This window comes from Gemmatimonadota bacterium, assembly GCA_040882465.1.
GTDB lineage: Bacteria > Gemmatimonadota > Gemmatimonadetes > Longimicrobiales > Gaopeijiaceae > JBBEBG01.
The window spans coordinates 52,938-76,517 of sequence record JBBEBG010000036.1; the positions used below are offsets into that span (position 1 = coordinate 52,938).

Annotated in this window: 21 protein-coding genes; all 21 read right to left on the minus strand. The window is 66.7% G+C overall.

What is annotated here, in order from left to right; all coding sequences use genetic code 11:
• Position 1: 1 nt before the first annotated feature.
• The 21 genes from ileS to WEG36_13270 all read right to left on the minus strand — a co-directional run bounded on the left by ileS (position 2) and on the right by WEG36_13270 (position 23,328).
• Entirely contained in the window at positions 2 to 3,277 is a 3,276-nt protein-coding gene (gene ileS, locus WEG36_13170; protein MEX1258559.1) for an isoleucine--tRNA ligase, read from the minus strand.
• Positions 3,166 to 4,005 carry a purine-nucleoside phosphorylase gene (locus WEG36_13175; GenBank protein MEX1258560.1) on the minus strand — a complete coding sequence of 280 codons (840 nt, stop codon included), beginning with the start codon at positions 4,003 to 4,005 and terminating at the stop codon, positions 3,166 to 3,168. The genes ileS and WEG36_13175 overlap by 112 nt, the downstream gene beginning before the upstream one ends.
• The gene (locus WEG36_13180; GenBank protein ID MEX1258561.1) at positions 4,002 to 4,592 is read right to left on the minus strand and encodes a DivIVA domain-containing protein; all 591 of its coding nucleotides are present in this window, start codon (positions 4,590 to 4,592) and stop codon (positions 4,002 to 4,004) included. The genes WEG36_13175 and WEG36_13180 overlap by 4 nt, the downstream gene beginning before the upstream one ends.
• The gene (locus WEG36_13185; protein ID MEX1258562.1) at positions 4,589 to 5,287 is read right to left on the minus strand and encodes a YggS family pyridoxal phosphate-dependent enzyme; all 699 of its coding nucleotides are present in this window, start codon (positions 5,285 to 5,287) and stop codon (positions 4,589 to 4,591) included. Before WEG36_13185 ends, WEG36_13180 begins: the two co-directional genes overlap by 4 nt.
• 144 nt (positions 5,288 to 5,431) lie before the next feature.
• Entirely contained in the window at positions 5,432 to 6,118 is a 687-nt protein-coding gene (locus WEG36_13190; GenBank protein MEX1258563.1) for an energy transducer TonB, read from the minus strand.
• The gene (locus WEG36_13195) at positions 6,115 to 6,564 is read right to left on the minus strand and encodes a biopolymer transporter ExbD (GenBank protein MEX1258564.1); all 450 of its coding nucleotides are present in this window, start codon (positions 6,562 to 6,564) and stop codon (positions 6,115 to 6,117) included. The genes WEG36_13190 and WEG36_13195 overlap by 4 nt, the downstream gene beginning before the upstream one ends.
• A gap of 4 nt (positions 6,565 to 6,568) precedes the next feature.
• Positions 6,569 to 6,994, minus strand: coding sequence for a biopolymer transporter ExbD (locus tag WEG36_13200; protein ID MEX1258565.1), 426 nt, complete (start codon positions 6,992 to 6,994; stop codon positions 6,569 to 6,571).
• A 51-nt stretch (positions 6,995 to 7,045) separates the two neighbouring features.
• Positions 7,046 to 7,714 carry a MotA/TolQ/ExbB proton channel family protein gene (locus tag WEG36_13205; GenBank protein ID MEX1258566.1) on the minus strand — a complete coding sequence of 223 codons (669 nt, stop codon included), beginning with the start codon at positions 7,712 to 7,714 and terminating at the stop codon, positions 7,046 to 7,048.
• A gap of 160 nt (positions 7,715 to 7,874) precedes the next feature.
• The gene (cdaA, locus tag WEG36_13210) at positions 7,875 to 8,678 is read right to left on the minus strand and encodes a diadenylate cyclase CdaA (GenBank protein MEX1258567.1); all 804 of its coding nucleotides are present in this window, start codon (positions 8,676 to 8,678) and stop codon (positions 7,875 to 7,877) included.
• Positions 8,675 to 9,568, minus strand: a complete 894-nt coding sequence (folP, locus tag WEG36_13215; GenBank protein ID MEX1258568.1) for a dihydropteroate synthase — start codon at positions 9,566 to 9,568, stop codon at positions 8,675 to 8,677. The genes cdaA and folP overlap by 4 nt, the downstream gene beginning before the upstream one ends.
• Positions 9,565 to 11,673, minus strand: a complete 2,109-nt coding sequence (gene ftsH / locus WEG36_13220) for an ATP-dependent zinc metalloprotease FtsH (GenBank protein MEX1258569.1) — start codon at positions 11,671 to 11,673, stop codon at positions 9,565 to 9,567. Before ftsH ends, folP begins: the two co-directional genes overlap by 4 nt.
• A 45-nt stretch (positions 11,674 to 11,718) precedes the next feature.
• Positions 11,719 to 12,279: a hypoxanthine phosphoribosyltransferase gene (gene hpt, locus WEG36_13225; GenBank protein ID MEX1258570.1), complete on the minus strand. Its 561-nt coding sequence runs from the start codon at positions 12,277 to 12,279 to the stop codon at positions 11,719 to 11,721.
• Entirely contained in the window at positions 12,263 to 13,744 is a 1,482-nt protein-coding gene (tilS, locus tag WEG36_13230) for a tRNA lysidine(34) synthetase TilS (GenBank protein MEX1258571.1), read from the minus strand. Before tilS ends, hpt begins: the two co-directional genes overlap by 17 nt.
• Positions 13,741 to 14,589 carry a glycerophosphodiester phosphodiesterase gene (locus tag WEG36_13235; GenBank protein ID MEX1258572.1) on the minus strand — a complete coding sequence of 283 codons (849 nt, stop codon included), beginning with the start codon at positions 14,587 to 14,589 and terminating at the stop codon, positions 13,741 to 13,743. Before WEG36_13235 ends, tilS begins: the two co-directional genes overlap by 4 nt.
• 55 nt (positions 14,590 to 14,644) lie before the next feature.
• Complete coding sequence (locus tag WEG36_13240; GenBank protein ID MEX1258573.1) at positions 14,645 to 15,154, minus strand: hypothetical protein; 510 nt, start codon at positions 15,152 to 15,154, stop codon at positions 14,645 to 14,647.
• Positions 15,155 to 15,163: 9 nt separating this feature from the next.
• Entirely contained in the window at positions 15,164 to 15,859 is a 696-nt protein-coding gene (locus tag WEG36_13245) for an SCE4755 family polysaccharide monooxygenase-like protein (GenBank protein ID MEX1258574.1), read from the minus strand.
• A 123-nt stretch (positions 15,860 to 15,982) separates the two neighbouring features.
• Positions 15,983 to 17,719, minus strand: coding sequence for a tetratricopeptide repeat protein (locus tag WEG36_13250; GenBank protein MEX1258575.1), 1,737 nt, complete (start codon positions 17,717 to 17,719; stop codon positions 15,983 to 15,985).
• 175 nt (positions 17,720 to 17,894) lie between these two features.
• Positions 17,895 to 20,327, minus strand: a complete 2,433-nt coding sequence (locus WEG36_13255) for an ABC transporter permease (GenBank protein MEX1258576.1) — start codon at positions 20,325 to 20,327, stop codon at positions 17,895 to 17,897.
• Positions 20,328 to 20,445: 118 nt separating this feature from the next.
• Complete coding sequence (locus WEG36_13260) at positions 20,446 to 21,591, minus strand: 6-bladed beta-propeller (protein MEX1258577.1); 1,146 nt, start codon at positions 21,589 to 21,591, stop codon at positions 20,446 to 20,448.
• Positions 21,592 to 21,613: 22 nt separating this feature from the next.
• Positions 21,614 to 22,654 carry an alpha/beta hydrolase gene (locus tag WEG36_13265; protein MEX1258578.1) on the minus strand — a complete coding sequence of 347 codons (1,041 nt, stop codon included), beginning with the start codon at positions 22,652 to 22,654 and terminating at the stop codon, positions 21,614 to 21,616.
• Positions 22,655 to 22,761: 107 nt separating this feature from the next.
• Entirely contained in the window at positions 22,762 to 23,328 is a 567-nt protein-coding gene (locus WEG36_13270) for a nucleotidyl transferase AbiEii/AbiGii toxin family protein (protein MEX1258579.1), read from the minus strand.
• Between the last annotated feature and the right edge of the window lie 252 nt (positions 23,329 to 23,580).

Below are 23,580 nucleotides of genomic sequence, written 5' to 3' on the forward strand. Positions count from 1 at the left end.
GCTACCCCGCCCGACTCAGCGCCAGCCGAACGGGGGCTCCATCTATTTCATCCTCCCGAACGGTCTCGTAGTCTCCACCACCTTCGTCGCTCCCGCCGCTGACTTCCAGCGCGAGCGTTTCGCGGGCGATGAAGTCGCGAAAGCTTCGCACGGCATCGCGGACCTCGTCGGAACCCTGCACCCCGATCCTGATTCGGTCGGTGATCTCGAGCCCCGCGTCCTTCCGGAGCCGCTGGATCCGGTTCACCAGCTCGCGGGCCATTCCCTCCGTCCGGAGCTCCGCGTCGAGAGAGGGGTCGAGCGCCGCGGTGAATCCCTCCTCGGACTTCACGACCAGGTCGCCGGCGGCCTCCTCGACGATCTCGAGCCAGGCGGGATCCACGGGAACGGACTCACCGCCGAAGGCGATCGCAGCGCCTTCCCCCGAGCGGATCCGCAGCAGCTCGTCCTGCCCGAGGGCGCGGAGCGCGGAGGCCGCGGCTTCGCTTCCCTTCTGGAAGCGGGGCCCCAGGGCGCGGAAGTTGGGGCGCGCGACGAGCCGGACGAGATCCTCCGCCGAGTCGAGGAATCGGACTTCTTTCACGTTCAGCTCGTCCTTGAGGAGCGCCAGGAGCTCGGCGCGGGGACGGCGGGGACCGGGATGGACCGCATGAACGGTCCGGAGCGGCTGGCGGACGCGAATGCGCACTTCTTCGCGAGCCGCCCGCCCCAGGGAAACGAGTCGCCGCACGGCATCCATCTCCTCCTCGAGAGCCGTATCGCGCCGGCCGGATTCGGGGCGCGGAAAAGGGGCGAGGTGCGCGGAGCTTCCCCCGTCGAGGGCCCGGTGCAGCCAATCGGAAAAGAACGGAATGACCGGCCCCGTGAGGCGCGCCACCGTGAGAAGCGCCTCCCAAAGGGTGCGGAAAGCGGCGCGCGAGTCCCGCGAATCGGTGTTCCCCCAGAAGCGGGGGCGGGACCGCCGCACGAACCAGTTCGAGAGGTCCTCGTCCACGAAGTCGGCCACGAGCCGGTACGCCCGGGTAAGCTGGTAACCGTCGAGCTCCGCTCCGACCCCCGCGACCGTGGCCTCGAGCCGGGAAAGGAGCCACCGATCGAGGACGCTCCGCTCGGCCGCCGCCGGGTCTTCGTCGCCGGGCGCCCAACCGTCCGCATTTCCGTAGAGCGCGAAAAACCGATAGCTGTTCAGCACGGTGTCGAAGAAGCGCCGCGCCGCCTCCCGCACCCCTTCCGGATCGTACCGTTTCGGCACCCAGGGATTCGAAGCGGTGATGAAGTACCAGCGAAGCGGATCCGCACCGAACTGCGCGACCGCGTCCCACGGGTCCACCGTGTTCCCCCGCGACTTGGACATCTTCTGCCCTTCGGCGTCGAGGATGAGCCCGTTCACGATCACGTTCCGGTAGGCCGGGCCCATGTCGAGCATCGTCCCGATCGCGAGAAGCGAATAAAACCACCCGCGCGTCTGATCGAGCGCCTCGCAAATGAAGTCGGCCGGGAAGTGGGCCCGGAACTCCGCGTCGTTTTCGTGCGGCCAGTGCCACTGCGCGTAAGGCATCGCACCGGAATCGAACCAGACGTCGAGGACGGAGGGATCGCGGCGCATCGTGCCACCGCAGGCCGCGCACCCCCAGGTGACTTCGTCTATGTACGGGCGGTGCGGATCGAACCCTTCCGGGAGCGGGCCGGCGCGGGCTTCGATTTCCGCCAGCGACCCGATCCATTCGGCGTGGGTGGGGTCCTGGTCACACCCCCACACCGGAAGTGGCGTCCCCCAGAAGCGGTCGCGGGACAGGGCCCAGTCCACATTATTCGCGAGCCATTCTCCGAAGCGCCCTTCCCCGACCTCGGGCGGATGCCACCCGATCTGGCCGTTGTTCTGGAGCATCTTCCCCTTGAGGCTCGAGGTCGCGGCAAACCAGGAGTCGCGCGCCATGTAGATGAGAGGCGACTCGCACCGCCAGCAATGCGGATAGGAGTGCGTCACCTTTCCAACGCGGAAGAGGACGCCGCGTCTTTCGAGCTCCTCCAGGAGCGCCGGATCCGCATCCTTCACGAAGACCCCGCCAACGAGGGGGATCTCCTCGCGGAAGCGTCCACGGTCGTCCACGGGGCGAAGGAGCGGAAATCCATGGCGCTGGCCGGACGCGTAATCGTCCGCGCCGAAAGCGGGGGCCATATGGACGACCCCCGATCCGTCGTCGGCGGAGACGAAGTCCTCCTCCACGACCCGCCAGCCGAGGGCGGCTTCTTCGGCCGTGAGAGGCACGAGGTCGAGGGGCCGGCGATAGCGGCGCCCCACGAGCTCCGTTCCGGAATACCGCCGGACGATCTCGGCGCCTTCCCCGAAAAGCGCCGGGACGCGCGCCTCCGCGAGGACGAGACGGCGTCCCTTCCAGGCGACCTCCGCGTACGTCAGCTCTCCCCGGACAGCGAGTGCCGTGTTCGAAGGGACGGTCCAGGGAGTCGTCGTCCAGACGAGGAAGGCCCGCCGCTCCGCGTCCGGGGCGCCGCCGTCGTCCAGCCAATCGCAGAGAAAATAAAGCGACGGATCCTCGATATCCTTGTACCCCTGCGCGACTTCGTGGGAGGAAAGCGCCGTGCCGCAGCGCGGGCAATAGGGGACGGACTTTTGCCCGCGGTAGAGGAGCCCCTTCCCCGCGAGCTCCTTCAGGATCCACCAGACCGACTCGATGTATTCGGTGTGGCAGGTCACATAGGGGCGCGAGTAGTCGAGCCAGTACCCGATCCGCTCCGAGAGCCTCTCCCACTCCTCCTTGTAGGTGAAGACGGACTCGAGGCAGACCTCGTTGAAACGCGCGATCCCCAGCTTTTCGATGTCGGGTTTTCCGGAGATCCCCAGCTTTCGTTCGGCCTCGATCTCGACGGGGAGCCCATGCGTATCCCACCCGGCGATCCGGGTGACGCTCCGACCGCGCATCGCCTGATAGCGGCAAACGAGATCCTTGATCGTGCGCGAGATGATGTGGTGAAGACCCGGGCGGCCGTTCGCGGTGGGCGGGCCCTCGTAGAAGACGAAAGGCTCGCCCGCGGCGGTCGCGTCGAGGGTGCGGCGGAAGAGGTCTTCCTCCCGCCACCGTCCGAGAACCTCCTCCTCGAGTGCGAGGACGGAGGCGGGGGCTTCCGGATAACTCGAATTGCGCTTCAGAGGTGCCTCACGACGTCGCGAATGAGGGCGGAAAGTTTGGGTTCGGCCTCGCCGGCCACCCGAATGATCGTGGGAATGTCCACGGGCTCGAGGGCGTCGGGGTGGCAGAGGTCGGTTACGATCATGATCCCGAGGACGCGCATTCCCATGTGGCGGGCGACGATGACTTCGGGGACCGTGGACATCCCGACGACGTCCGCCCCGACGGTCCGTAGCATCCTGTATTCGGCGCGGGTCTCCAGGTTCGGCCCCACGACGGCCGCGTAGATCCCCCGCCCGAGCCGGAACCCGCGCGCTCCCGCGGCGTCGAGGGCGACCGCCTGGAGCGCCCGATCGAAGGGCTCCGACATGTCGGGGAATCGGGGTCCCAGATCGTCGAGGTTCGGCCCCACGAGGGGAGTGTCCCCCATCAGATTGATCTGATCGTCCAGGAGGACCAGGTCCCCGAGAGACATTCGGGGATCGAGCCCCCCACAGAGCCCCGAGATCACGAGAACTTCCGCGCCGAGAAGCCGGAGCACCCGGAGGGGGAAGGTCACCTCCTGAAGGGTGTACCCCTCGTAGCGGTGCAGCCGCCCCTGCATGGCCGCGATCGGGACTCCGTCCAACCGGCCCAGGACGAGCTGACCGGCATGAGTTTCAACCGTCGACTCGGGGAAGTGCGGGATCTCGCTGTATGGGATCACCGCTTCGGCCTCGATCGCGTGCGCCATCTCGCCGAGCCCGGTGCCGAGGATCACCAGCGCCTTCGGCGTGAGGGAGGTGCGCTTCCGAATTTCGTCGTGCGCCTCCCGGAAGGGGGCCAAAAGCTCCGTTCCGGACGGCCCCGCGCTCACCAATCCTCCTTCCACTCCCCGTCTCCGATGCCTTCGGGCCTCTCACCCCCGGCGGGCGCGGGAGGTTCGGACTGGACCCCGAGATCCCCGCCCGGAGGATTCGACTCCTCGATCTCCACGACGTCCAGCTCACGTTCGAGGAGGGTGCGGTAGGCCCTGAGGAAGCGGTTCCGAGTCCGATTCAGCTCCTGCAACTCTCTGCGCCCCTCCTCGAGAGTCCGTTCCACTTCCTCCTTCGCCTCTTTCAGCTCGTCCTCCGCGCGCTTCCGGATTTCCTGGGCGGCGTTCTCCGCTTCACGCCGGGCCAGCTCCGCCTCGCGCCTGGCCTGATCGTGGATCTCGCCGCGAAGCTCCTGTGCCGTGACGAGGGCCTCCTGGACGGCCTTTTCGCGTCCTTCCTGCCCATGCACCTGCGCGGCGAGCCGTTCGCTCCGCTCCCGCAGGGTGAGGTTGTCGCGCACGAGCTCCTCGAGCCGGTCCGCGACCATCTCCAGGAAGGTGTCCACCTCCTGGGGATCGTAACCCCTCAGCCCGCGACCGAAGTCCCCTTTTTTTTTCCTGATGTCCAACGGAGTCAGGTCAATCATCCGCGGTACCCCCCCAGAAGAACCGTGCCCAGGCGCACCATCGTGCTTCCCTCTTCGACCGCCACCTCGAAGTCGTTCGACATCCCCATCGAAAGCTCCTTCCCTTCGTACGCGGGAAAACGCGCCCGCGCTTGTCCGTGCAACTCCCGAAGCGTACCGAAGGTTTTCCGGAGGAGGGCCTCGTCGGCGTAATACGGGGCCATCGTCATGAGCCCTTCGACCCGCAGAGTCCCGAGCGCCAGGATCCGCTCGAGGCCGTCGAGGGCGTCCGCCGGACCGAATCCCCCCTTCGTCTCCTCGCCGGAGGTGTTCACTTGCACCAGGACGGAGAGCGAGCCGCCGTCCCTTGGCGCGACCTCCTCGAGGCGCTCCGCGAGCCGGACCGAATCCACCGAGTGAAGGAGGTCCACGACAGCTCTGGCCTGGGGCGCCTTTCGCCTCTGGAGGTGCCCGATCATGTGCCACCGGGCCGCCTTGCGGCCGAAGCGGACCACCCACTCTTCGATCTGCTCGATCCGGTTCTCGGCGACGTCGCGGACCCCCGCGGCCAGAAGCGCCTCTATCGCCTCCCCAGGATGCTCCTTCGTCACCGCGATGATCCGGACCTCCGAGGGGTCGCGTCCCGCCCGCCGGGCCGCCTCGGCGATCCGATCCCGGACCTCGGGCAGAGTCTCCTCGAGTCGGGTTCCGTACATGGCAACGATCTTACCGCGTTCGGGCGGGAGAAGGAACGGTCGGAGGGGATTGTGCCGCGCGCCGGGACGATCCCCTGAACGCAGGAAGCCCCGCCGACCGACGAGCGGCCGGCGGGGCGCTTCCGAACGACGTCCGGGCCTTGGTCAGTTCGACTGGAAGGTGACCGGAATGGACACCCACACCGGCACCGGAGTCTCCCGGTTGAGCGCCGGCGTAAACCTGAACTGTAGTGCGGCGCGCATGGCCGCGTCGTCGAGCTGTGATTGCCCCGAGCTCTCATGGATCAGCGAGTTCTGCACGATCCCTTCCTCATTGATGAAGAAGTGCACGACGACGGTTCCGCCGACCCCGGCGTCGCGCAACATCGCCGGGTACTCCCGCTCGAGAATCCGCTGGACCTCGGCCGCGTTCCGGAGCTCGGGCGCCACCTCGAAGGGGGTGAAGACCGGCTGGCTGGAGATGTCCACCGTTCCCTGCGTCGGGGGCGGAGGGAGGTCCGAGATCGGATTGTCCTCGAAGGTCGTCGGGGCAATCGTGATATCGTCGTCAATCTGAGCGTCCGTCACGACCGGGCTCGCCGGACGCGAAATTTGCTCGGGCGGCGGTGGGATCTCGATCTCCGGCGGGAGCTCGATCGCCGTCAGCTCCTCCATCGTGAAGCTCAGGTTGGAGGCTTGGAGATCCGGAAAAAAAGCGAGAAACGCGAAGTGCACGAAGGTCGCGACCACCATCGAGCTCCAGAACCAGGAGCTAAACGACTTCTTGAAGCGGTCGTTCGCGGTCTCGTAGAGGTCCACGTCCTCCGCCGAGTTGCTGGTTTCCTTGCTCATCGTCTCTCCCTCGTCATGCTGCGTTCGAGATCGGTACCGAACACTACGTACACTGCACCGGCCTGCTTGAGTTGCTCCTGCACCTGGTCAACGAAGCGATACGGCACCGAGGCGTCGGCCCGGAGCGAAATTCGGAGCCTCTGCCCCGAATCCAGCCAGAGCGGCTGGACCATGTTCGCCACATCCTGCATCGGGATGAGGCGGTCGTTGATCCAGACGTCGCCGTTTCGCTCGACCCAGAGGTACAAGATGTTGTCGCGCTTCTCGTCAATCTGCTCCGTGGCGACGGCGGCGGGCCATTCGATCTGGCGGTCTCCCTGGGTCCGGAATACGGTCGTCACCATGAAGAAGATGAGGAGAAGGAAGGCGATGTCCGCCAGCGAGGACGAAGGAATCTCGTCCGACGCCTTCGACTTCCTCTGAAAGCCTGCACCTTTGACCGGCATCGGATCAGCCCTCCTCTAGAATCTGGAGGGAGACACGTTCGGCGCCCGCCAGTTGGAGCGCGTCGAGCACCGCGATCATATACCGGTGAGCGGCATCCGGATGTGTCTTCACGGCGGCGATGAGGTTCGGGTTCTGGGCGACCTCGGTCCGCCAGATCTGCTCCACCTCGCGGGCGGTGATCGTCGAGATGTTTTCGCTTTCGCCGCGCCGCAGAAGCACCGTCCCATCCGGCTGGACCGTGATGTGGAGCACGTTGCGCTGCGAGACCTCGACCTCCACCTCCGACTCCGGAAGCACCACGGCCAGCCCCTTGTCCTTGGGGAAAGTCGTGGTCACCAGGAAAAAGACGAGAAGCAGGAACGCGATGTCCGCCATGGACGCGCTCGGGATCTCGTCGCTCACCTTCGACTTCTTGTTCAGAATCGCCACGAAAATGCTCCTTGGGGAACCGTACCTTAGTGGTACCGGCGAGCGCCCGAGCTAGTTCCGGCCCGTCGTCTGCACCTTACCGCGCTTCTCCATATCCCAAACGAGATTCAACACCTGCTGGGTGCCCCTCTCCATGTCCGTGATGAGCTTGTCGATCCGCGTCACGAACAAGTTGTAGCCGATGTTCACGGGAATCGCGATGACGAGCCCGGCGGCCGTCGTGAGAAGGGCCACCTTGATCCCTCCCGCAACGTTCGTGGGATCCACGGAGCCGGCCGATTCGATCGCGGCGAAGGCCATGATCATTCCGACGACAGTCCCGAGGAAACCCATGAGGGGCGCCACGTTCGCGACAGTCGCAAGAATCACGAGCCCGCGCTCGAGAAAGCCGAGCTCGATCGTTCCCGTGGTGTCAATCGCCTGTTCCAACTCGTCCTCGCGGACCTTGCCGTCACGGATACGCCGGAGCCCGACCAGGAGGATCGCCGCCGTCGGCCCCGGGGTTTCCGTGCAACGGACGATCGCTTCGTCGATCCGGCCGGCCTCGGTCAGCTCACGGGTTTCGGCGAGGATCTTGTCGGTGTCGCGGTGGGCGACCCAGAGAGTCCACGCCTTCGCAAAAATGACCCCGAGCGCGATCAGGGAACAAAGGACGAGCGGGTACATCATCAGCCCGCCATCCGCGAAGAGCGAAAGAAGGGTATAAGACGAGCCTTCCAAACGACGCTCCTTTCATGGTTTCGCGGCACAAGCCCGCCACCGGCCGGAAACGGCCACGTTGCGGACCCCACGATGAACACGCGGCAATGTACGGAACCGCCGCCGGGCCTGTCAACGCGCCCGACGGCGCACGGGAACGGCCCGGCAGGCGGGGCTTTCCTCAGCGGGCCGCGGGAGCCAGCCCGAGGCCACCGCCCGGGGCCGGCATCGTCCCGTGCAGCATCTCGCGAAGCTTCGGAATGTCCACCCCGACGACGAGCCGCCCGGCCTGGGCCACCGAGATCTTGGCGCTCTCCTCACTCACCACGATCACGATCGCGTCCGTTTCTTCCGCGAGGCCGAGGGCCGCCCGATGCCGGGTCCCGAGGGAGCGGTCGTGGAGGGGGTGCTGGGCGAGAGGGAGGATCGCGCCAGCCGCCTTGATCGTGTCCCCCCGGATGATCACCGCCCCATCGTGCAGGGGCGAAAACGGAGTGAAGATCGTCGTCAGGATCTCCCGCGACACCCGGGCCTCGATGGCGTTCCCCGTCCGCGCGTATTCGTCGAGCCCCACCTCGTTTTCCAGAACGATGAGCGCCCCAGTGCTGGTGCGGGAGAGCTGCTCCACCGCCTCGACGATCTCGTCCACCACTTTTCGGCTCTCGAGCTTCACGAAGATCCGGAACATCCGGCTCTGTCCGAGGCGGGCGAGGGCGGCACGGAGCTCGGGCTGGAAGACCACGAGCGCCGCGATGGCGCCGTACTGGAAAAAGGTTTCCAGGATCGAACGGATCAGCGAGAACTCGAGGATGCGGGCGAAGAAGTAAACGCCCGCCAGGAGTCCCATCCCGAGGATCATCTGCATCGCCCGGGTTCGCTGAACGAGGAGGAGGACGCGGTAGACGAGCGCGGCGACGACCACGATCTCGAGGAGATCGGTCCATCCCGGCGTCAGAAGACGCACCTGCTCCCAGACGAAATTCACGTCGTCGCCCTCAGTTCCCCCGTGGACGCCCCGGTCCAGTCTTCACCGTCACCCGCCCCCGCGATCGCCTCTGCCACACGGAGCGCCTGGAAGGTGGGGGCCACGTCGTGAACGCGGAAGATGCGCGCCCCCCGGAGGAAGGCCATCACACAGGCGGCCGCCGACCCGACGGCCCGTTCCCGTGGCGGAAGGCCCAGGAGCTCTCCGAGAAAGCTCTTCCGGCTCGGACCCACGAGGACGGGGAAGCCGAGTCCGGCGATCCGCGAAAGTCGGGAGAGGACGCGAAGGCTCTGTGGGGTCGTCTTGGCGAAGCCGATCCCGGGATCGAGCACGATCGCTTCGGGCGTGACCCCTCCGCGGAGGGCCTTCTTCGCGGCCACTTCCAGCTCCCGGGCCACCTCCCCTTCGACGTCCTCGTAGTGGGCACGCTCCTTCATATCCTCGGGAGTCCCGCGCATGTGCATGAGGACGACCCCGGCTCCGGACTCCGAGACGACCCGGGTCATCGCCGGATCGAAGGAGAGGGCGGAGACGTCGTTCACGATCGCGGCCCCGGCCGAAAGCGCCTCGTCCGCGACGCGGGCTTTCCGAGTGTCCACCGAGATCGGGACCGCGAAGCGGGCCGCGAGGGCCGCCACCATCGGAACCACGCGCCGGAGCTCCTCCTCCTCGGAAACCACTCGCGCCCCGGGGCGGGTGGACTCTCCGCCGAGATCGAGAATCGAGGCGCCCTCCTCCACCATGGCGTCGGCGCGGAAGAGGAGCCGGTCGAGCTCGTCGAGCTCCCCGCCATCCGAGAAAGAGTCGGGCGTGACGTTCAGGATCCCCATGACGACGGGGTGCTCCAGGGGGATCACACCGCCCCGGACACGCCACGCCGGACCGGTCATCCCCGCCCGGTGTCGGGATCCGGTTCCCTGCGGGTGATCCGCGCGACGGGCGAGGACACGGGTGTTTCCTCTCCGGGAACCGGCTCTCCAGCCTCCTCTTCCCCTTCCTCTCCCGCGTCCGCGAGCGGGGGCTCGGGGATGGCGGGCCGAGCGCCTCTCGGGCTGAGCGGTGCCGTCGCCTCCGCGCCGGTTGCCGCCACGGCGATGGGTATGGTGCTGGCCGGAAGGGGAGGGAGCGTCTTCCCCCGCGCCAGGAGTTCCACGTCTTCGCGATTCAGCGTCTCGCGCTCGAGAAGGGCCTGCGCAATCGCCTCGAGGAGGTCGCGCTCCCCTTCGAGGACGCGCCGCGCGCGGTCGTGCGCCTCGTCGAGAGTCCGCTTGACCTCCTGGTCCACGAGCTGGGCGGTGTGCTCGGAGACCTCGCGGCGCTGGGTCATGTCGCGGCCGAGGAAGACCTCGTGATCGGACTCGCCGACGGCCATGAGACCCACGAGCTCGGACATCCCGAAGCGGGTGACCATCCGCCGCGCCATCTGGGTCGCGCGCTCGATGTCGTTCCCGGCGCCCGTCGTGATCTTCTCCGCACCGAAGATCATCTCCTCGGCGACCCGCCCGCCGAAGAGCATGGCGAGTTGTCCTTCGAGCCAGTCCTTCGTGTAGGAGTGCCGGTCCTCCTGGGGAAGCGAGGCCGTGATGCCGAGGGCCCGTCCGCGCGGGACGATCGTCACCTTGTGGATCGGATCGAGCCCAGGGACTCGAAGACCCAAAACGGCGTGACCCGCCTCGTGATAGGCGGTCAGCTTTCGTTCGTTCTCCGTGAGCACCAGGCTCCGCCGCTCCGTCCCGAGCATCACCTTGTCCTTCGCCGTCTCGAAGTCCTCCATGGTGACGCGCTCACCATCCCGCCGCGCGGCGAGGAGGGCGGCCTCGTTGCAGATGTTCGCGAGGTCGGCCCCGGAGAGACCGGGGGTCCCCCGCGCGATCACGGAGAGCTCGACGTCGTCTTCCAGGGGAAGCTTGCGGGCATGCACGACCAGAATCTGCTCGCGCCCCAGCACGTCGGGGGAGTCCACCACGACCTGCCGGTCGAACCGTCCCGGTCGAAGGAGGGCGGGGTCGAGGACGTCCGGGCGGTTCGTCGCCGCGAGGAGGATCACCCCTTCGTTCGACTCGAAGCCGTCCATCTCGACGAGGAGCTGGTTGAGCGTCTGCTCCCGTTCGTCGTGCCCTCCACCGAGCCCGGCGCCCCGGTGCCGGCCGACCGCATCGATTTCGTCAATGAAGATGATGCAGGGCGCGTGCGCCTTTCCCTGCTCGAAGAGGTCGCGCACACGCGAAGCGCCGACCCCGACGAACATCTCCACGAAGTCGGAGCCCGACATCTGGAAGAAGGGGCGCCCCGCTTCGCCCGCGACCGCCTTCGCGAGGAGGGTTTTTCCCGTCCCCGGCGGCCCGACGAGAAGGACCCCCTTGGGGAGGCGCCCACCCAGGCGCGAGAACTTCTGGGGGTCCTTGAGGAACTCGATGATCTCCTCGAGCTCGTGTTTCGCCTCCTCCGCTCCCGCGACGTCGGCGAAGGAGACCTTCGGCGTGTCCGGTGAGATCAGCTTCGCCTTCGATCGTCCGAACTGAAACGCCTTGTTCCCGCCCCCCTGCATCATGCGGAGGAGCCAGATCCAGACGAAGATGACGAGGAGCCAGGGGGCGAAGGTGATGAGCACGGTCCACCAGGGGGTGGACTCGGGCTCCCCAGTGGCGATGACGCCCTGCGCACTCAGCTCCGCCTCGAGCGACTCCGTGATCGGACCAAGGAGATTCGTCACGAAGAGTTCGTAATCGCGTCCGTCGCGAGCCACGGGGCGCCGCAATGCGCCCTCGACGCGCGTCTGGTCGATCACGGTGACCGAGTGGATGTTTCCCTCGGCGAGCTCCTGGCGGAATTCGGAATAGTTGAACTCGTAACGCGGCTCATCCCGCCCGGGCATGAGCTGCATGAACAGAATCGGAAGGAGGATGATGAGGAGCCAAAGCGCGGCGTTCCTCGAGCGACGGTTCCACCCCGGCTCTCCCGAGTCTTTCGGCCGTTTCATTTGGCGTTGGGCCATTTTTTCGCCTCTTTCACTCCCCCGCGGGCGCTCCGCGCACCGCGCTCACAGGCTCCCGATGTAGGGAAGGTGCCTGAATTCTTCCGCGTAGTCCAACCCGTACCCCACCAAGAATTGGGGTGGCGCCTCGAATCCAACCCACCGCGGCTCTTTCACCACGGTGACCGCGCGCTTGTGCAGAAGCGCGCAGAGCTCGAGGCTCTTAGGTCCCTTCGCCTCCAGAGTGTGGATGAGGAGGTCCAGGGTGGCGCCACTATCCACAATGTCTTCCACGATCAAGACATCGCGGCCCCGAAGATCCACTTCAGGCTCGTAAAGGAACCTCACCTTCCCCGAAGAAACCCGGCTTGCGCCATAACTCGACGCAATGAAGAAATCCACCTGGAGGGGGAGACGGAGCGCCCGTACCAAATCCGCTAGAAATATAAACGACCCCTTCAGTAGCCCCAACACCAGGAGCCCGCTCGATTCCTGATAGTGGCGCCCGATTTCGGCGCCCAGCTCCCCGACGCGCGCAGCGATTTCTTCCGCGCTGAAGACGACGTGCGAGGGGTCCCCGCTTCTTCCCGCCGCGGGCCACCCGGCCGCCTCAGGGCTCGTACGCATCGCGCACCCCGATGAGGAAGGGGTCCTGCGGACCCCCGGCGACGGGAGGAACCGAGCCCGGAGCCCGATGGTGCCCCGGGATCCAGAGAACGTCTCCAGCGGCATCGGCGAGGACTGCGATCCGCGAGCGCTCCCGCCGCGTGAGCTTCAGCTCTCCGAAGAGCTTCTTCAGCTTTTTCCCTCCCCCCCTTGTTCGCGTGCGGTCTCCGTCCCGCCATCCACGAAGGGTCAGAGGATAGTGGAGCGCCATGCGATCGAGGACGACGTATTCCCACTCCCGGAACGCCTCCACCGGACCCCTCCCCCAGGAGACCTCCAGGGTCGCGCCGCCCACGGCGAGCCGACCCTCGCCCGGGGCATCCGAGGGGATCGTCAACTCCTCCGGAGCCGTGGAGGTGGGTCCGCCTGCGTCCGGGCTGCCACCGGGCCGGGGGGCGAGCCGGAGCGCTCCAAAGTCCCGTGAGATGTCCAGCTTTCCTTCGACGGCGACTCCGGCGCCGCTCGCACCCTCCCTCATAAACTGTAGGGCAACCGCGGTTCCGGACCGAGAGAGGGCGAAGCCGAAAGAGCGCGCCAGCTTTCTCAGGAGAGCGCTCTGGATCACATCCTCCTCCGCCAGGAAACGCTCCCGGTCGAGCACGACCCCTGTCCCCCCGGACTCCGATCGGATCGCCAGGTGGTCGGGGTCCGGGGCCTCGGCGCGGGGGGGTTCGACGATTGCGGCGAGACGGGGCTCGAGGAGCGTATCGAGGGTCTCGGCCGCTTCTGCGGCGTTGCGGGCGAGGCGAAGGATTCCGGCGCGAGCTCCTGGATGGACCTCTTCCAGAAGGGGAAGGAGCGTGTGGCGTACCCGATTCCGCGCGAAGCGAGGGGAGAGGTTCGTCGAATCCTCGCGCGGCTCGATGGCATGGGAGTGCGCGTACTCCTCGAGCTCGGCGCGTCTGAAAGGAAGGAGGGGCCGGAGGATTCCCGGGGCCCTCTCTTCCGGAATCCCCGCCAGCCCCTCGATTCCGGTCCCCCGAAGGATGCGGAAGAGGACGGTCTCCACCTGGTCGTCCGCGTGATGCGCGGTGAGCACTCGGTCCGCCGCGCCATGACGGATGAGGCCTTCGAGGAACTCGTAGCGTAGCGCGCGGGCCGCGGACTCGTCGCGCGGGGAATGGGTCGCGCGTTCCAGATGGAGGCGAATTCCCCAGCTCTCGGCGAGGGCGCCGAGCCAGGCGGCGTCCGCCTCGCTTTCCGCGCGCATCCGGTGATCGAAGTGGGCGGCCTGCACGACGAGGCCAAGCCCGTCCAGGCCGAAGCGGAAGAGGTGGAGAAGGACGAGTGAATCGAGCCCGCCGGAGCAAGCGATGACGACCCTCGTTCCTTCCCCGCCCCACCCTTTCGCGCGCCAACGCTCCGCGATTCTCGCGGAGAGCGACCCGGACGGCCCTTCGTCTTGAGCTCCTGGCCCGGGGATCATGGGGAGCCCCCGCCCTCCTCCAGGTGCCCGGGCGGAAGGGGGCGCCCGGTCTCCTGGTGAAGGACCCGCGCGAGGAGGTCGGGGCGGTCGGTCTGGATCCCATCCACGCCCCAGGCGAGAAGCTCGCGCATCACGACCGGGTCATCCACGGTCCAGACGTGCACGGCGATGTTCCGGCGGTGCGCTTCCCGAAGGAGCCGAAGGCTCGTGACCCGGCGCTCCTTCCACCAGTCGGGAATCTGCAGGGCGTCCACAGGTGGAATGTAGGGTCCGCCCCCGGGAAACCGGTGGAAGACGTAGAAGAGGCGGAGCTGGCGGCGAGTGGCCGAGGTGGGTCCTTCGTAGCCGTGCCGGTCCGCCCTCCCCTCCTCTTCGACCGCCGCGAGGAGGACCCGGTGCTGGTCGCGGCGCCGGCGGAGGAGGGCGAGGAGGGGCGGGAGGGACGCCGGATCCTTTGCGTCCACGTTCAAGCGGGTGCGCGGAAAGGCATCGAGGACGTCCTCGAATCGGGGCACCCGGACGCCGCACCCCCGAAAGGAGGCCCGCCCCTTCAGGTCGAGGAAGCGGGCGCCGGCGTCGAGGCGCTCCAGCTCGGCGAGGGTGAAGCTCGCGACCGGTCCCGATCCGTCCGTCGTCCGGTCCACCGCTTCGTCGTGGATCACGACGATCTCTCCGTCCCGGGTGAGCCGCACATCCATTTCGAGGATGTCCGCCCCCCAGCGATCCACCGCGCTTCGAAATGCTTCGAGGGTGTTTTCAGGTGCGAGCTTCGCACCACCGCGGTGTGCGAAAAAAAGGGGCTTCCCTGCGAGATAGGGATGCCCGGGGCGGGGAGGCCCGATCACCGCCGCCTTCGGATCACGGCGACCCCTCGCTAGCGGCGGTTCCTTGACATGTGATTCACGCCTCGTCGAGCATCCCCACGTCCTCGGGGGAGAGGTGGTGATACTCCATGAGCACGCGGTCGAGGAGGCCTTGGGTCATTCGAAGCTCGAGGGCGGAACGGTCCCCCTCTTCGCCCGGTTCGCCGCTCGCGGCACCTTCGAGCTCGAGCACCCGCTCCCCAAGAAAGGCGAGAAAATCATCCACGACCTCCGGGCGGGGCTGCGCCTCCCCTGGCGAGTCAGCGGCGATTTCCGTGAGAAGGAGACCGCGCGTCAAAGCGAGAACTCCCGGGAAGGTCAGCTCTGGAATGGACCCGCCCTCCATCCGCTCCTCTTCGGTGACATTCTCCCACTCGAGGTCGTTCCAATAGAGCTCCTGGAGCTCCTCGAGAAGGTGCGCGTGACGGTGGGGCGCGAGGGGCGCCTCGGGTGTCCCTCCGGGGGTCTGGAGCGCCTTCCCGACAACCGCCTGGAGCGCGCGGCGGCGGCTCTGGATGAGCTCCAACGCAGCATCTGTCCTGACCATGATCTCGGCCTAACGCTCCTTGGAGGACCGGCCCGGCCGGCCGAGAACGAGCAGGACGCCTACGGCGAGCACGGGCCAGATCGGAAGCGGGAAGCCCCCGCCTCCGCCCGACGCGGTCCGAGCGACTTCGGCGCCGGGCGTTTCGCCCTCGGCGGTCATGGGTTCGCCCCGGAGGACGATGTCTGCGCACGAGTAATAGATGTCGTCGTTGTCGTTGGGCCCGCCGCTCGCGCCGCCGAAGCCATTCCCCTGCTTATCGTACATCACCTGGATGAGCTGGAGGGTGCAATTCTCGCAGGGCGTGGTCGGAAAGGTCACCTGAAGCTGTTGCATCGCCTCCTCGGCGTCCTCGATTCCATCCAGGAGGACGAAGGGGTGCGCGCCGGCCTTGTCGTCGATGGAGGTCGGATCGTGGAATTCGTTCCCGTCGGGGTTGAACGAGACGCGGTAGTGGCTCGGGTGATTGATGGTCTCGTTCAGCTCGAGGGTGATCGTCTCTCCGGGACGGAACTCGCTCACGTTCGCACTGCGTTCGTTGATCCCGCAGGGCCCCATTTTTTGCGGGGAACGCGCCACGCAACCATCGCCGACACGGGACATCGGATAGACCATGCAAACGTGCGCCTCCGCGGAGTCGCTCATCCCGAATACCAGGAGGAGCACGCTCGCTCCGAGGAGAGCGCTTAGACGAAAGATGCGTGACATGAGAATCCGTCCGTGAAGGCGTCGGGTGGTCGGGACTGCAGGGGCTAAGCTACGCCCCGGCCTCCCCGTGCGTCCAGGGGACCGCGACGGCGCCGGCGATCCGAGGGGCCCCCTCCCTGGGAATCAGGCGGGGAAGTCGTCCGGCCAGATCCGGTGCGCCAGGGCCAGATAACGCGGGTGGTCCTGATAGCCGAGGAACGCGGAAGTCTGCCGGATAAAAAGGGTGAGAAAGTCTTTGATCTCGGCCCCCTCCTCGAAGAAATCGAAGGCCCGCTCGACTTCTCCCATGACGTAATAATAGAGCCCGAGAAGGTACGGGCTCACGTATTCGCGTTTCGCGCGAGCCTCGAGCTGCGCGAGGATCCGTTTCGCCTCGGCGGTCCGACCGAGTCTCCAGAGCGCGGTCCCCTTTCCCATCCAGGCGAGCGGGACGTCGTAGGCGGCGACAGCCCGTTCGTAGTGTTCGACGGCCCCCTCGACATTTCCATCGAAGCGCGCGGTGAAGGCGAGATTGATGTGGGCCGAAAAAGAAGACGGATCGTCCTGAATCATTCCTTGAAGGATCTGGCGCGCCTCCTCCATTCTCCCCGCCCACATCAGGCACTCGCCCAGGCGATGGCGGGCGGACATCGAGAGGGGGTCGAGGGACCAGGCCCTGCGCGCATCTTCGACCGCAACCTCCCGCTGCTCTCGAAATTCCCCGAAAAGTGCCTTGAAGAGGTAAGCGTCGGTCATATTCGGATTGAGGCGGAGCGCACGGGCGAGATCCTCGTCGGCGCCGCTCCAGTCCCACTCGAAATGAACCCGCCAGACCGCACGCGCGATGTAGGCATCCGGGATGTCCGGATCGAGCGCGAGCGCGCGGTCTATGGCTTCGCGTGCGGATCCCTCCACGCTCGCCGCCGAAACGGGGGCCCAATACGGAAGGGCGAACGAGGCGGACGCGAGGTGGGCGTGGGCCAGCGCGTACTTCGGATCGAGCGCGATGGCGCGACGCAGATACTCGATCCCGCGCCGAACATGTTCCTCGGTGAACTGGAGGTACTCGGCGCGGCCGCGCAGCACGAGCTGATAGGCCTCGAGATTGTCCGTCGGATTGGACTGTAGCCGCGCCGATCCCTGGCGCGTGAGCCGGCATTTCAGGGCGGAGGCGATGCTTTCGGCGACTTCGCTCTGTACGGCGAAGACATCCTCGAGCTCCCGATCGAAAGTCTTGGCCCAGAGATGCTCGTCGGTGCGTGCGTCGATGAGCTGCACGACGATGCGCACGCGCCCCGCGGCGCGGCGGACGCTTCCTTCGAGGACGGTGCCGACGCCCAGCTCCCGTGCGATCTCCCCCACGCGCTTCGTGGTCCCCTTGTACTGCATGATCGAGGTACGCGAAATGACCTTGAGTCCTTCGATGAAGCTGATCGCGGTGAGGATGTCGTCGGTCATTCCGTCGCTGAAGTACTCGTTCTCTTTGTCGGGTGAGAGGTTGACCAGGGGGAGAACCGCCACGGATCGCCGGTCCCCGAGCTCCGAGCGCCGTCCAGGCTCAGCCGGAGGGAGACGCACCTCGAGGGCGCTGAGAGACGGCGGTGGCCCGACGGGCACCCGTCCCGACGGCGAAGAGACCGGCTCCCCTTGCTTCAGCGTGCGGACGATCCCATCGGGACTGATCTCGTACGCCCAGGCGAGAATGACGGCGATCGGGAAGCCGAGGACGATCAGTGCGAGGACGAGCGTCAGCGCCCAGTCGGGGAGGTCCAGGCCGGGCAAGAACACGGCCGCCGCCTGCGCCACGCTCGCTCCGACGACGGCGTAGACGATGGTGACCCGGATGACGTGGCGGCGGCGAAGCTCGGACCAGAGGCTCATGCGGGAACGAGTCGAGTGGAAGTCTCGGAACGGTCGCCACGGCGATTAAGCATGGCCAGGATGATGTGAAAACAGACGGGGACGAGCAAGGAAGCGGACGGGGCCGCGCGCGGACGTCCGGGGCCAATCCGGAACGCCGCGCCCCGTTTGCTCGAATCCGAGCGCTGCCTCCGCGTTATTCGATTCGGAGCGCCGCCACCGGGTCGAGTCGGGCGGCCCTGCGCGCGGGCCAGAGACAGGCGAGGACCGCGACCGTCCCCATCACGACCACGACCGCGAGTAGCGGGAGGGGATCGGTGGGTCCCGTCTGCACGAGAAGGCTCCGCAGGATCAGCCCCGCCCCGAATCCCCCGAGGAGGCCCAGCGGGAGCCCGATCGCGAGCTGCACCAGCACCCTGCGGAGCGCCAGCATCGAGATCTGGCCGGGCTCGGCGCCGAGCGAGATCCGGATCCCGAATTCCCGAATCCGCTGGCTGACCGAGTGTGCCGTGACCGAATAGAGCCCAACCGCCGAAAGGACGAGGGCCATCCCGGCCAAGACCGAAAACATCGTCCCGAAAATCCGGAATTCCCACCGCTCTTCGACCAAGACCTGATCCATCGTACGGACGCTGAAGAAGGGAAGATCGGGATTCACGAGCCGCATGTTCTCGCGGACCAGGCTGGTCACGGCCGGCAGCTCTCCGCGGGACCGTGCGACAAAGTATACGGTCCGAGCGGGGTTGAATCGGAGCGGGAGGTACACCACCGGATCCGGCTCGAGCTCCTGAACCGCTTGCTGCCGGATCGAGGGCACCACCCCGACCACGGTGAGCCAGGGCGCTTCTGCGACCGGGGCTCCTTCGTATCCCACCCGGATCTGCCGCCCGAGCGGATCTCCCTCCGGGAAGTGCAGCTCCACGAATCGCTCGTTCACGATCGCCACCTCCGAGCCCAGCGATCCGTCGGCCTCCGCAAAGGCCCTCCCGCGCGCGGCCGCGACGCCCAGGACATCGAAGTAGTTCTGACTCGCCGAGAGCACCGTCACGAAGGGGCGGGTCACTCCCTCCTCGACGGGTCGCCCATCCACCTCCACCCCGGAGCCGCCTCCACCGCCCAATGGAAGTGCGCTCACCAGAGCCGCCGATTGCAACTCCGGCGCGACCGCCAGTCGGTCCAGGAAGTCGCGATAGACATCCCACCGGGGAGCGAGCTCTGGATACTGCGTCAGCGGCAGGTAAGTCTCCATCGTCACGAGTCCCGCGGTGTCGATTCCCAGATCCATGCGGTACATGTTCATGAAGCTCCGGATCATGAAGGCGGCCCCCGAAAGGAGGACTACAGTCATGACGAGCTCCCCCACGATCAGCGCGCTGCTCCACCTGCGGACCCGGACCCCTCCGCTCCCTCCACGAGTCCCCTCCTTCAGGACCTCGTTCACGTCGGTCTTCGAGACGTGGAGCGCGGGTGCGAGGCCGAAGAGGAGCGCCGTCGCGATGCACACCGCCGCCATGTAACCGAAGACGACGGGATCCATGGTGAATTCCATCCAGTACGGCTTGCCGACGTTTTGCGTGACCGAGTCGAACCACCGAATTCCCACCACCGACAGGCCGAGCCCCAGGGCCCCGGCCGCGAGCGCGAGGAGGAGACTTTCAACGAGCAGCTGCCGTACGATCCGGTACCGGGTGGCCCCCATGGAGACCCGCACGGCGATCTCCCGGGTCCGTTCGGTCGAGCGGGCGAGGAGGAGCCCGGCCACGTTCGCACACGCGATGAGGAGGACGAAGGCGACGGCTCCGAGGAGGGAGAGAAAGACGATCCGGATCTCCGCGCCGTTCACCTCTTCATCGAAGGATGTGATTGCCGGAAGAATATCCCGGTTGGTGTCCGGGTAAGTCTCCGCGAGGCCTCTTCCGAGCGCGGCGAGCTCATCGCGAGCCTGTTCCATGGACACGCCCGCGGCGAGGGTGCCGAGCACATTGAAGGAGCGCACCCCTCGGTTGTCCGTTTCGGATGCAGCGGAGAGGTTCGACTGCGGGATCCAAAGGTCGGTGTTGTCGGGAAACCGCATGCCGGGGGGCATGACCCCGACCACCGTCGCGAGAAGGCTGTTGACCCGGACGGAGAGTCCGAGAACGCCCGGATCCCGACCGTACCGGTTCTCCCACACGCTGTGCCCGAGCATCACGACGGGCTCGGCTCCGGGCAGATCGTCGTCGTCCCGGAAGTCCCGGCCGAGGACGGGGCTCGCGCCCAGCTGCCGGAAAAAATTCCCCGTCACGTAAGCGCCCTGGATCCGTTCCGGGACCGCCTCATCGTCGGCGAGATTGACGGAGGCATTCAAATGACCGCTGAGGAAATCGAACGACCGGCTCTGGTCCCTGAAGTCCAGGTAATCCAGGTACGAGACCCCGATCTCTCCTCCCTGCGCGGTCCGGCTCGAGACAGCCATCATCCGGTCGGCATCCTCGAAGGGGAGGCCGCGGAAGAGAACTGCGTTCACGAAGGTGAAGACGGCAGTGTTCGCCCCGATCCCGAGCGCGAGAGCCGCCACTGCGGCCAGAGTGAACCAGGGTGCCGCGAAGAGACGGCGGAAGCTGAAGCGTACGTCCTGCCAGAGGTCCATGCGCCAGGCCCCGGGGTCGAAGGGTCGCGGGTCGCGCCTTTGCGAATCTCAGGACCCTACGACGGAGTGCGTAGAAAGGATTCCGGCGACCGCGCGCGGCGCGTCCCCCGAGGATCCCCTACCTCGCCACCCAGGGTGGCCGGATGATCAGCGCCGGGTCCGCGTCGGCTCGGGGGACGAGCTTCTGCGTGCGTCCGTACTGGTTGTCTCCCCCGTAGAGATTCAACTCCGAATCCACGGAGAAGGTATGGACCTCGAGGTATCCGTCGGGGAGGTCCCGCGGGACGAGCCAGGTGTAGAGGATGTTCCCTTCGAGGTCGAGCTTGATGAAGCGCAGCGGCGTGAGGTCGGTGATCCAGAGGGCGTCGTCGTTGACGATGATGTCGAGGGGCAGATTGAAGCCGTCCCAAACGTCCACGAACTCGAGCCGGGCCGGATCGTCAGTCGTCCGGAAGACGTTGATGCGACCGCCCGAGCGATCCAGCGCGTAGATCCGCCCGCCGGCCCCCACCGCGACGGCATGCACCCCGTTGAACTGGCCGGGGCCGTCGCCCTGGCTACCCACTTCGGAAAGATACCTCCCCTCCGCGTCCATGAGCATCACGCGGTGGTTGTCGAGCCCGTCCGCGATGAGGAACCGCCCGTCAGGGAGGAAGGCCACGTCCTGCGGGCGCGCGAAGTGGGATTCGTCGCTCCCCGGCACGCCCTTTTCGCCCAGGATCAGGTGGAGCCGGCTTCCATCGTTCGAAAAGACGTAGATCTGATGAAAGGTCTCGTTGATGACCCAGACGCGGCGCTCCGGATCGTAGGGGCTGATGCGAAGGCGATGGGGCCCCGGACCCTCCGATCCTTCGCACAAGTGGTCCCACTGGCTCCAGAGCTCCTTGACGTACCCGTCGGCGTCGAGGGTGTAGAGGCAGTTCTGCCAGACGCGGCGATCCGCGGCGGTCAGGACATTGATCCCGATCGAGCCCGCGTGACCCGCGAACTCCGGGGGAATCGGGTCGGGAAGGAGGACCTCGCCGCGCTGGGCGATGAAGATGCGGTCGGGGGACTCCGCGAAGACGCCGGAATTTCCCCCGAAGGCGTAACCGGTTCGGGCGAACGGCTTGTGCCATCCGGAGACGACCTCGTACGGACTCGGTCCCACCGTGCTCAGATCCACTTCCTGGGCATGGAGCGTGGAGGCCGGCGCCTCTGCCGCGAACGCGAGGATCGCGAGAGAAGCGGCACGCCGCAGCGCCCACGCCCACGTGCCGTTCAACGAATTTCTCGCCCTCAACGCTTCATCCGCCCCGCCGGATCTTTCCACCGGCCGCAAAGGTCATGAGCCGCACGAGCTCTTCCGTCACCCGGGGTTCGAGTCCTTCGGTGTGCCCCTTGTCGAGCCGCACCACATCGGCCACGACCCTCCCGCTCGAACAACCGGGATAAACGAACACCTCCGCGGTCCCCGGCCGGGGGAGGAGTCCCCACTCCTTCGAGCCCGGATTTTGGTTTCCGCCGTCGTGTACGTACCCCGGCTCGGAGTCCACGACCGCTTCGGGTCCCACGCGGGAGCTACAGCCGTACTTCGAAGCCCAGTCGGAGGCCGTCGGGAGCGAGACGATTTCATGTTCCCCTGTCGTGTAGATGTGCGAAAAGTCGCAGTCGGGCTCGGCGGGTGCCGCGGGAGCCGCCACAGGAGCCGGAGGGGGCGTCGGCGCGGGATCCGTCGCCGCGCCGGCCTGGACCGGACGCCCCGCGTTCGGCGACCGTGGGGCGGCGCCACCCAGCCGGCCGCCGGAAAGGCTCAGGAAACCGTCCACTTTCGACGCGAAGAAGGGGGTGCAGGCGATCCGGCGCGAGGTCGAGCCACCCTGCGAGTGCCCCGCAAGCCAGAAGGCCCGGATGTTCGGGCGCCCAATCGCATTCGTGAGCGAGGTCACGATGTTCTGGAGATAGACGTCGTCTTCCTCGGACCACCGCCGGGTGGGCGAGAAAGGTGAAGCAACGACGAGCCGGTGCGCCTCCTTCTGGTCGAAGGCGGGGAAATAACGCCGCTGCCAGTTCCCGCTCGATCCCCCTCCGTGGAGGTTCAGGATGAGGGTGACTTCCTCGCCCTCCTGGAGATTGCACGGATAGTCGAGAATGTACGTCCGCCCCGTTTGCGGCTCCGTGACCTGCTGGTCCGCGGAGCCGGTGCAGGGAGCGTTCAGGAGGGTGACGGGTTGCTGCGCGGAGAGCGCGCTCACGGTCAAAACGAGGGCGAGGGGCGCCGCGAGGAAGTGAATCCCGCCAGTCGCACGCAGAACCGCCGCCCGTGAACTACCAAGTAGAGCGTTCATTTTCGCATCCCCCTGGTGAAACGTCGCTTCGGAACCCGATCTTTGGAGGCCCTCCGTGAGTCTAGATTCCGCGGCGGGTCCGGGCCAGAGCCCGTGCGGTCCGGGGCTCAGGTCCGGAATCGCTCCGCTTCCTCCATGGGTCCGCCCAGGTCCAAGTTGGTGAGCCACCGCACGAGTTCGGCCTCGTCCACGGCGTCTCGGCTGATGCGAAGCATCATCGCCACGTCACGGAGGTGGCGATCGGATCTTGAGTCGCGGTAGCATGCCAGCTTTCGCAGGATGACGTACTCGATCGGCGCAATCCAGATCGCCAGTCCCTCCGTGGTCACGCGTCGCCTACGCACGAACGCCCACGCGTGGAGGGGGTCGTTTCCGGCGAGGTAGACGTCCGCGCGAAGGGCGGTGTCTCTGTGGATGATGTTGAAATGCCCGCCGCGGCTTCGGTTGGACTCTTCCTGCAGGACTTCTTCGGGCGGCACATAAAAGTCCCCGCCTCCGAATGCGGCCGCAAGTCGTCGCGTGTCGACCGGTCGCAACTCGAGGACGATGTCGATATCGCGGGTGAAGCGAGGGTCCCCGTAGATCACGGCCGCCACACCACCGGTGACCATGTACGGGATTTCGGTCTCCTCCAGTGGCCCGATGAAGAGGGCGATCAGGTCAGGGTCGGTCACCGCCCACCAAATCGCGAACCCGTGCCCGGACCTCAGACACCGAGAGCTCCGGATAAAGTGAACGCAGGCCGGCGGCTTTTAATTCGTAAGCCTGGCGGATCAGGGACCTCATCACCGCGAGCTTGGCTTCCGGTGACATGTCACGTAGCGCTTGGGTCTCAAAGTCTTTCGAATCCATACGTTCCCAGTCTCGCGCCCCCCGTCCGGGCTCGCAATGTGGCTGGTGGGGCCCCTGCTCGGGATCATCATCCG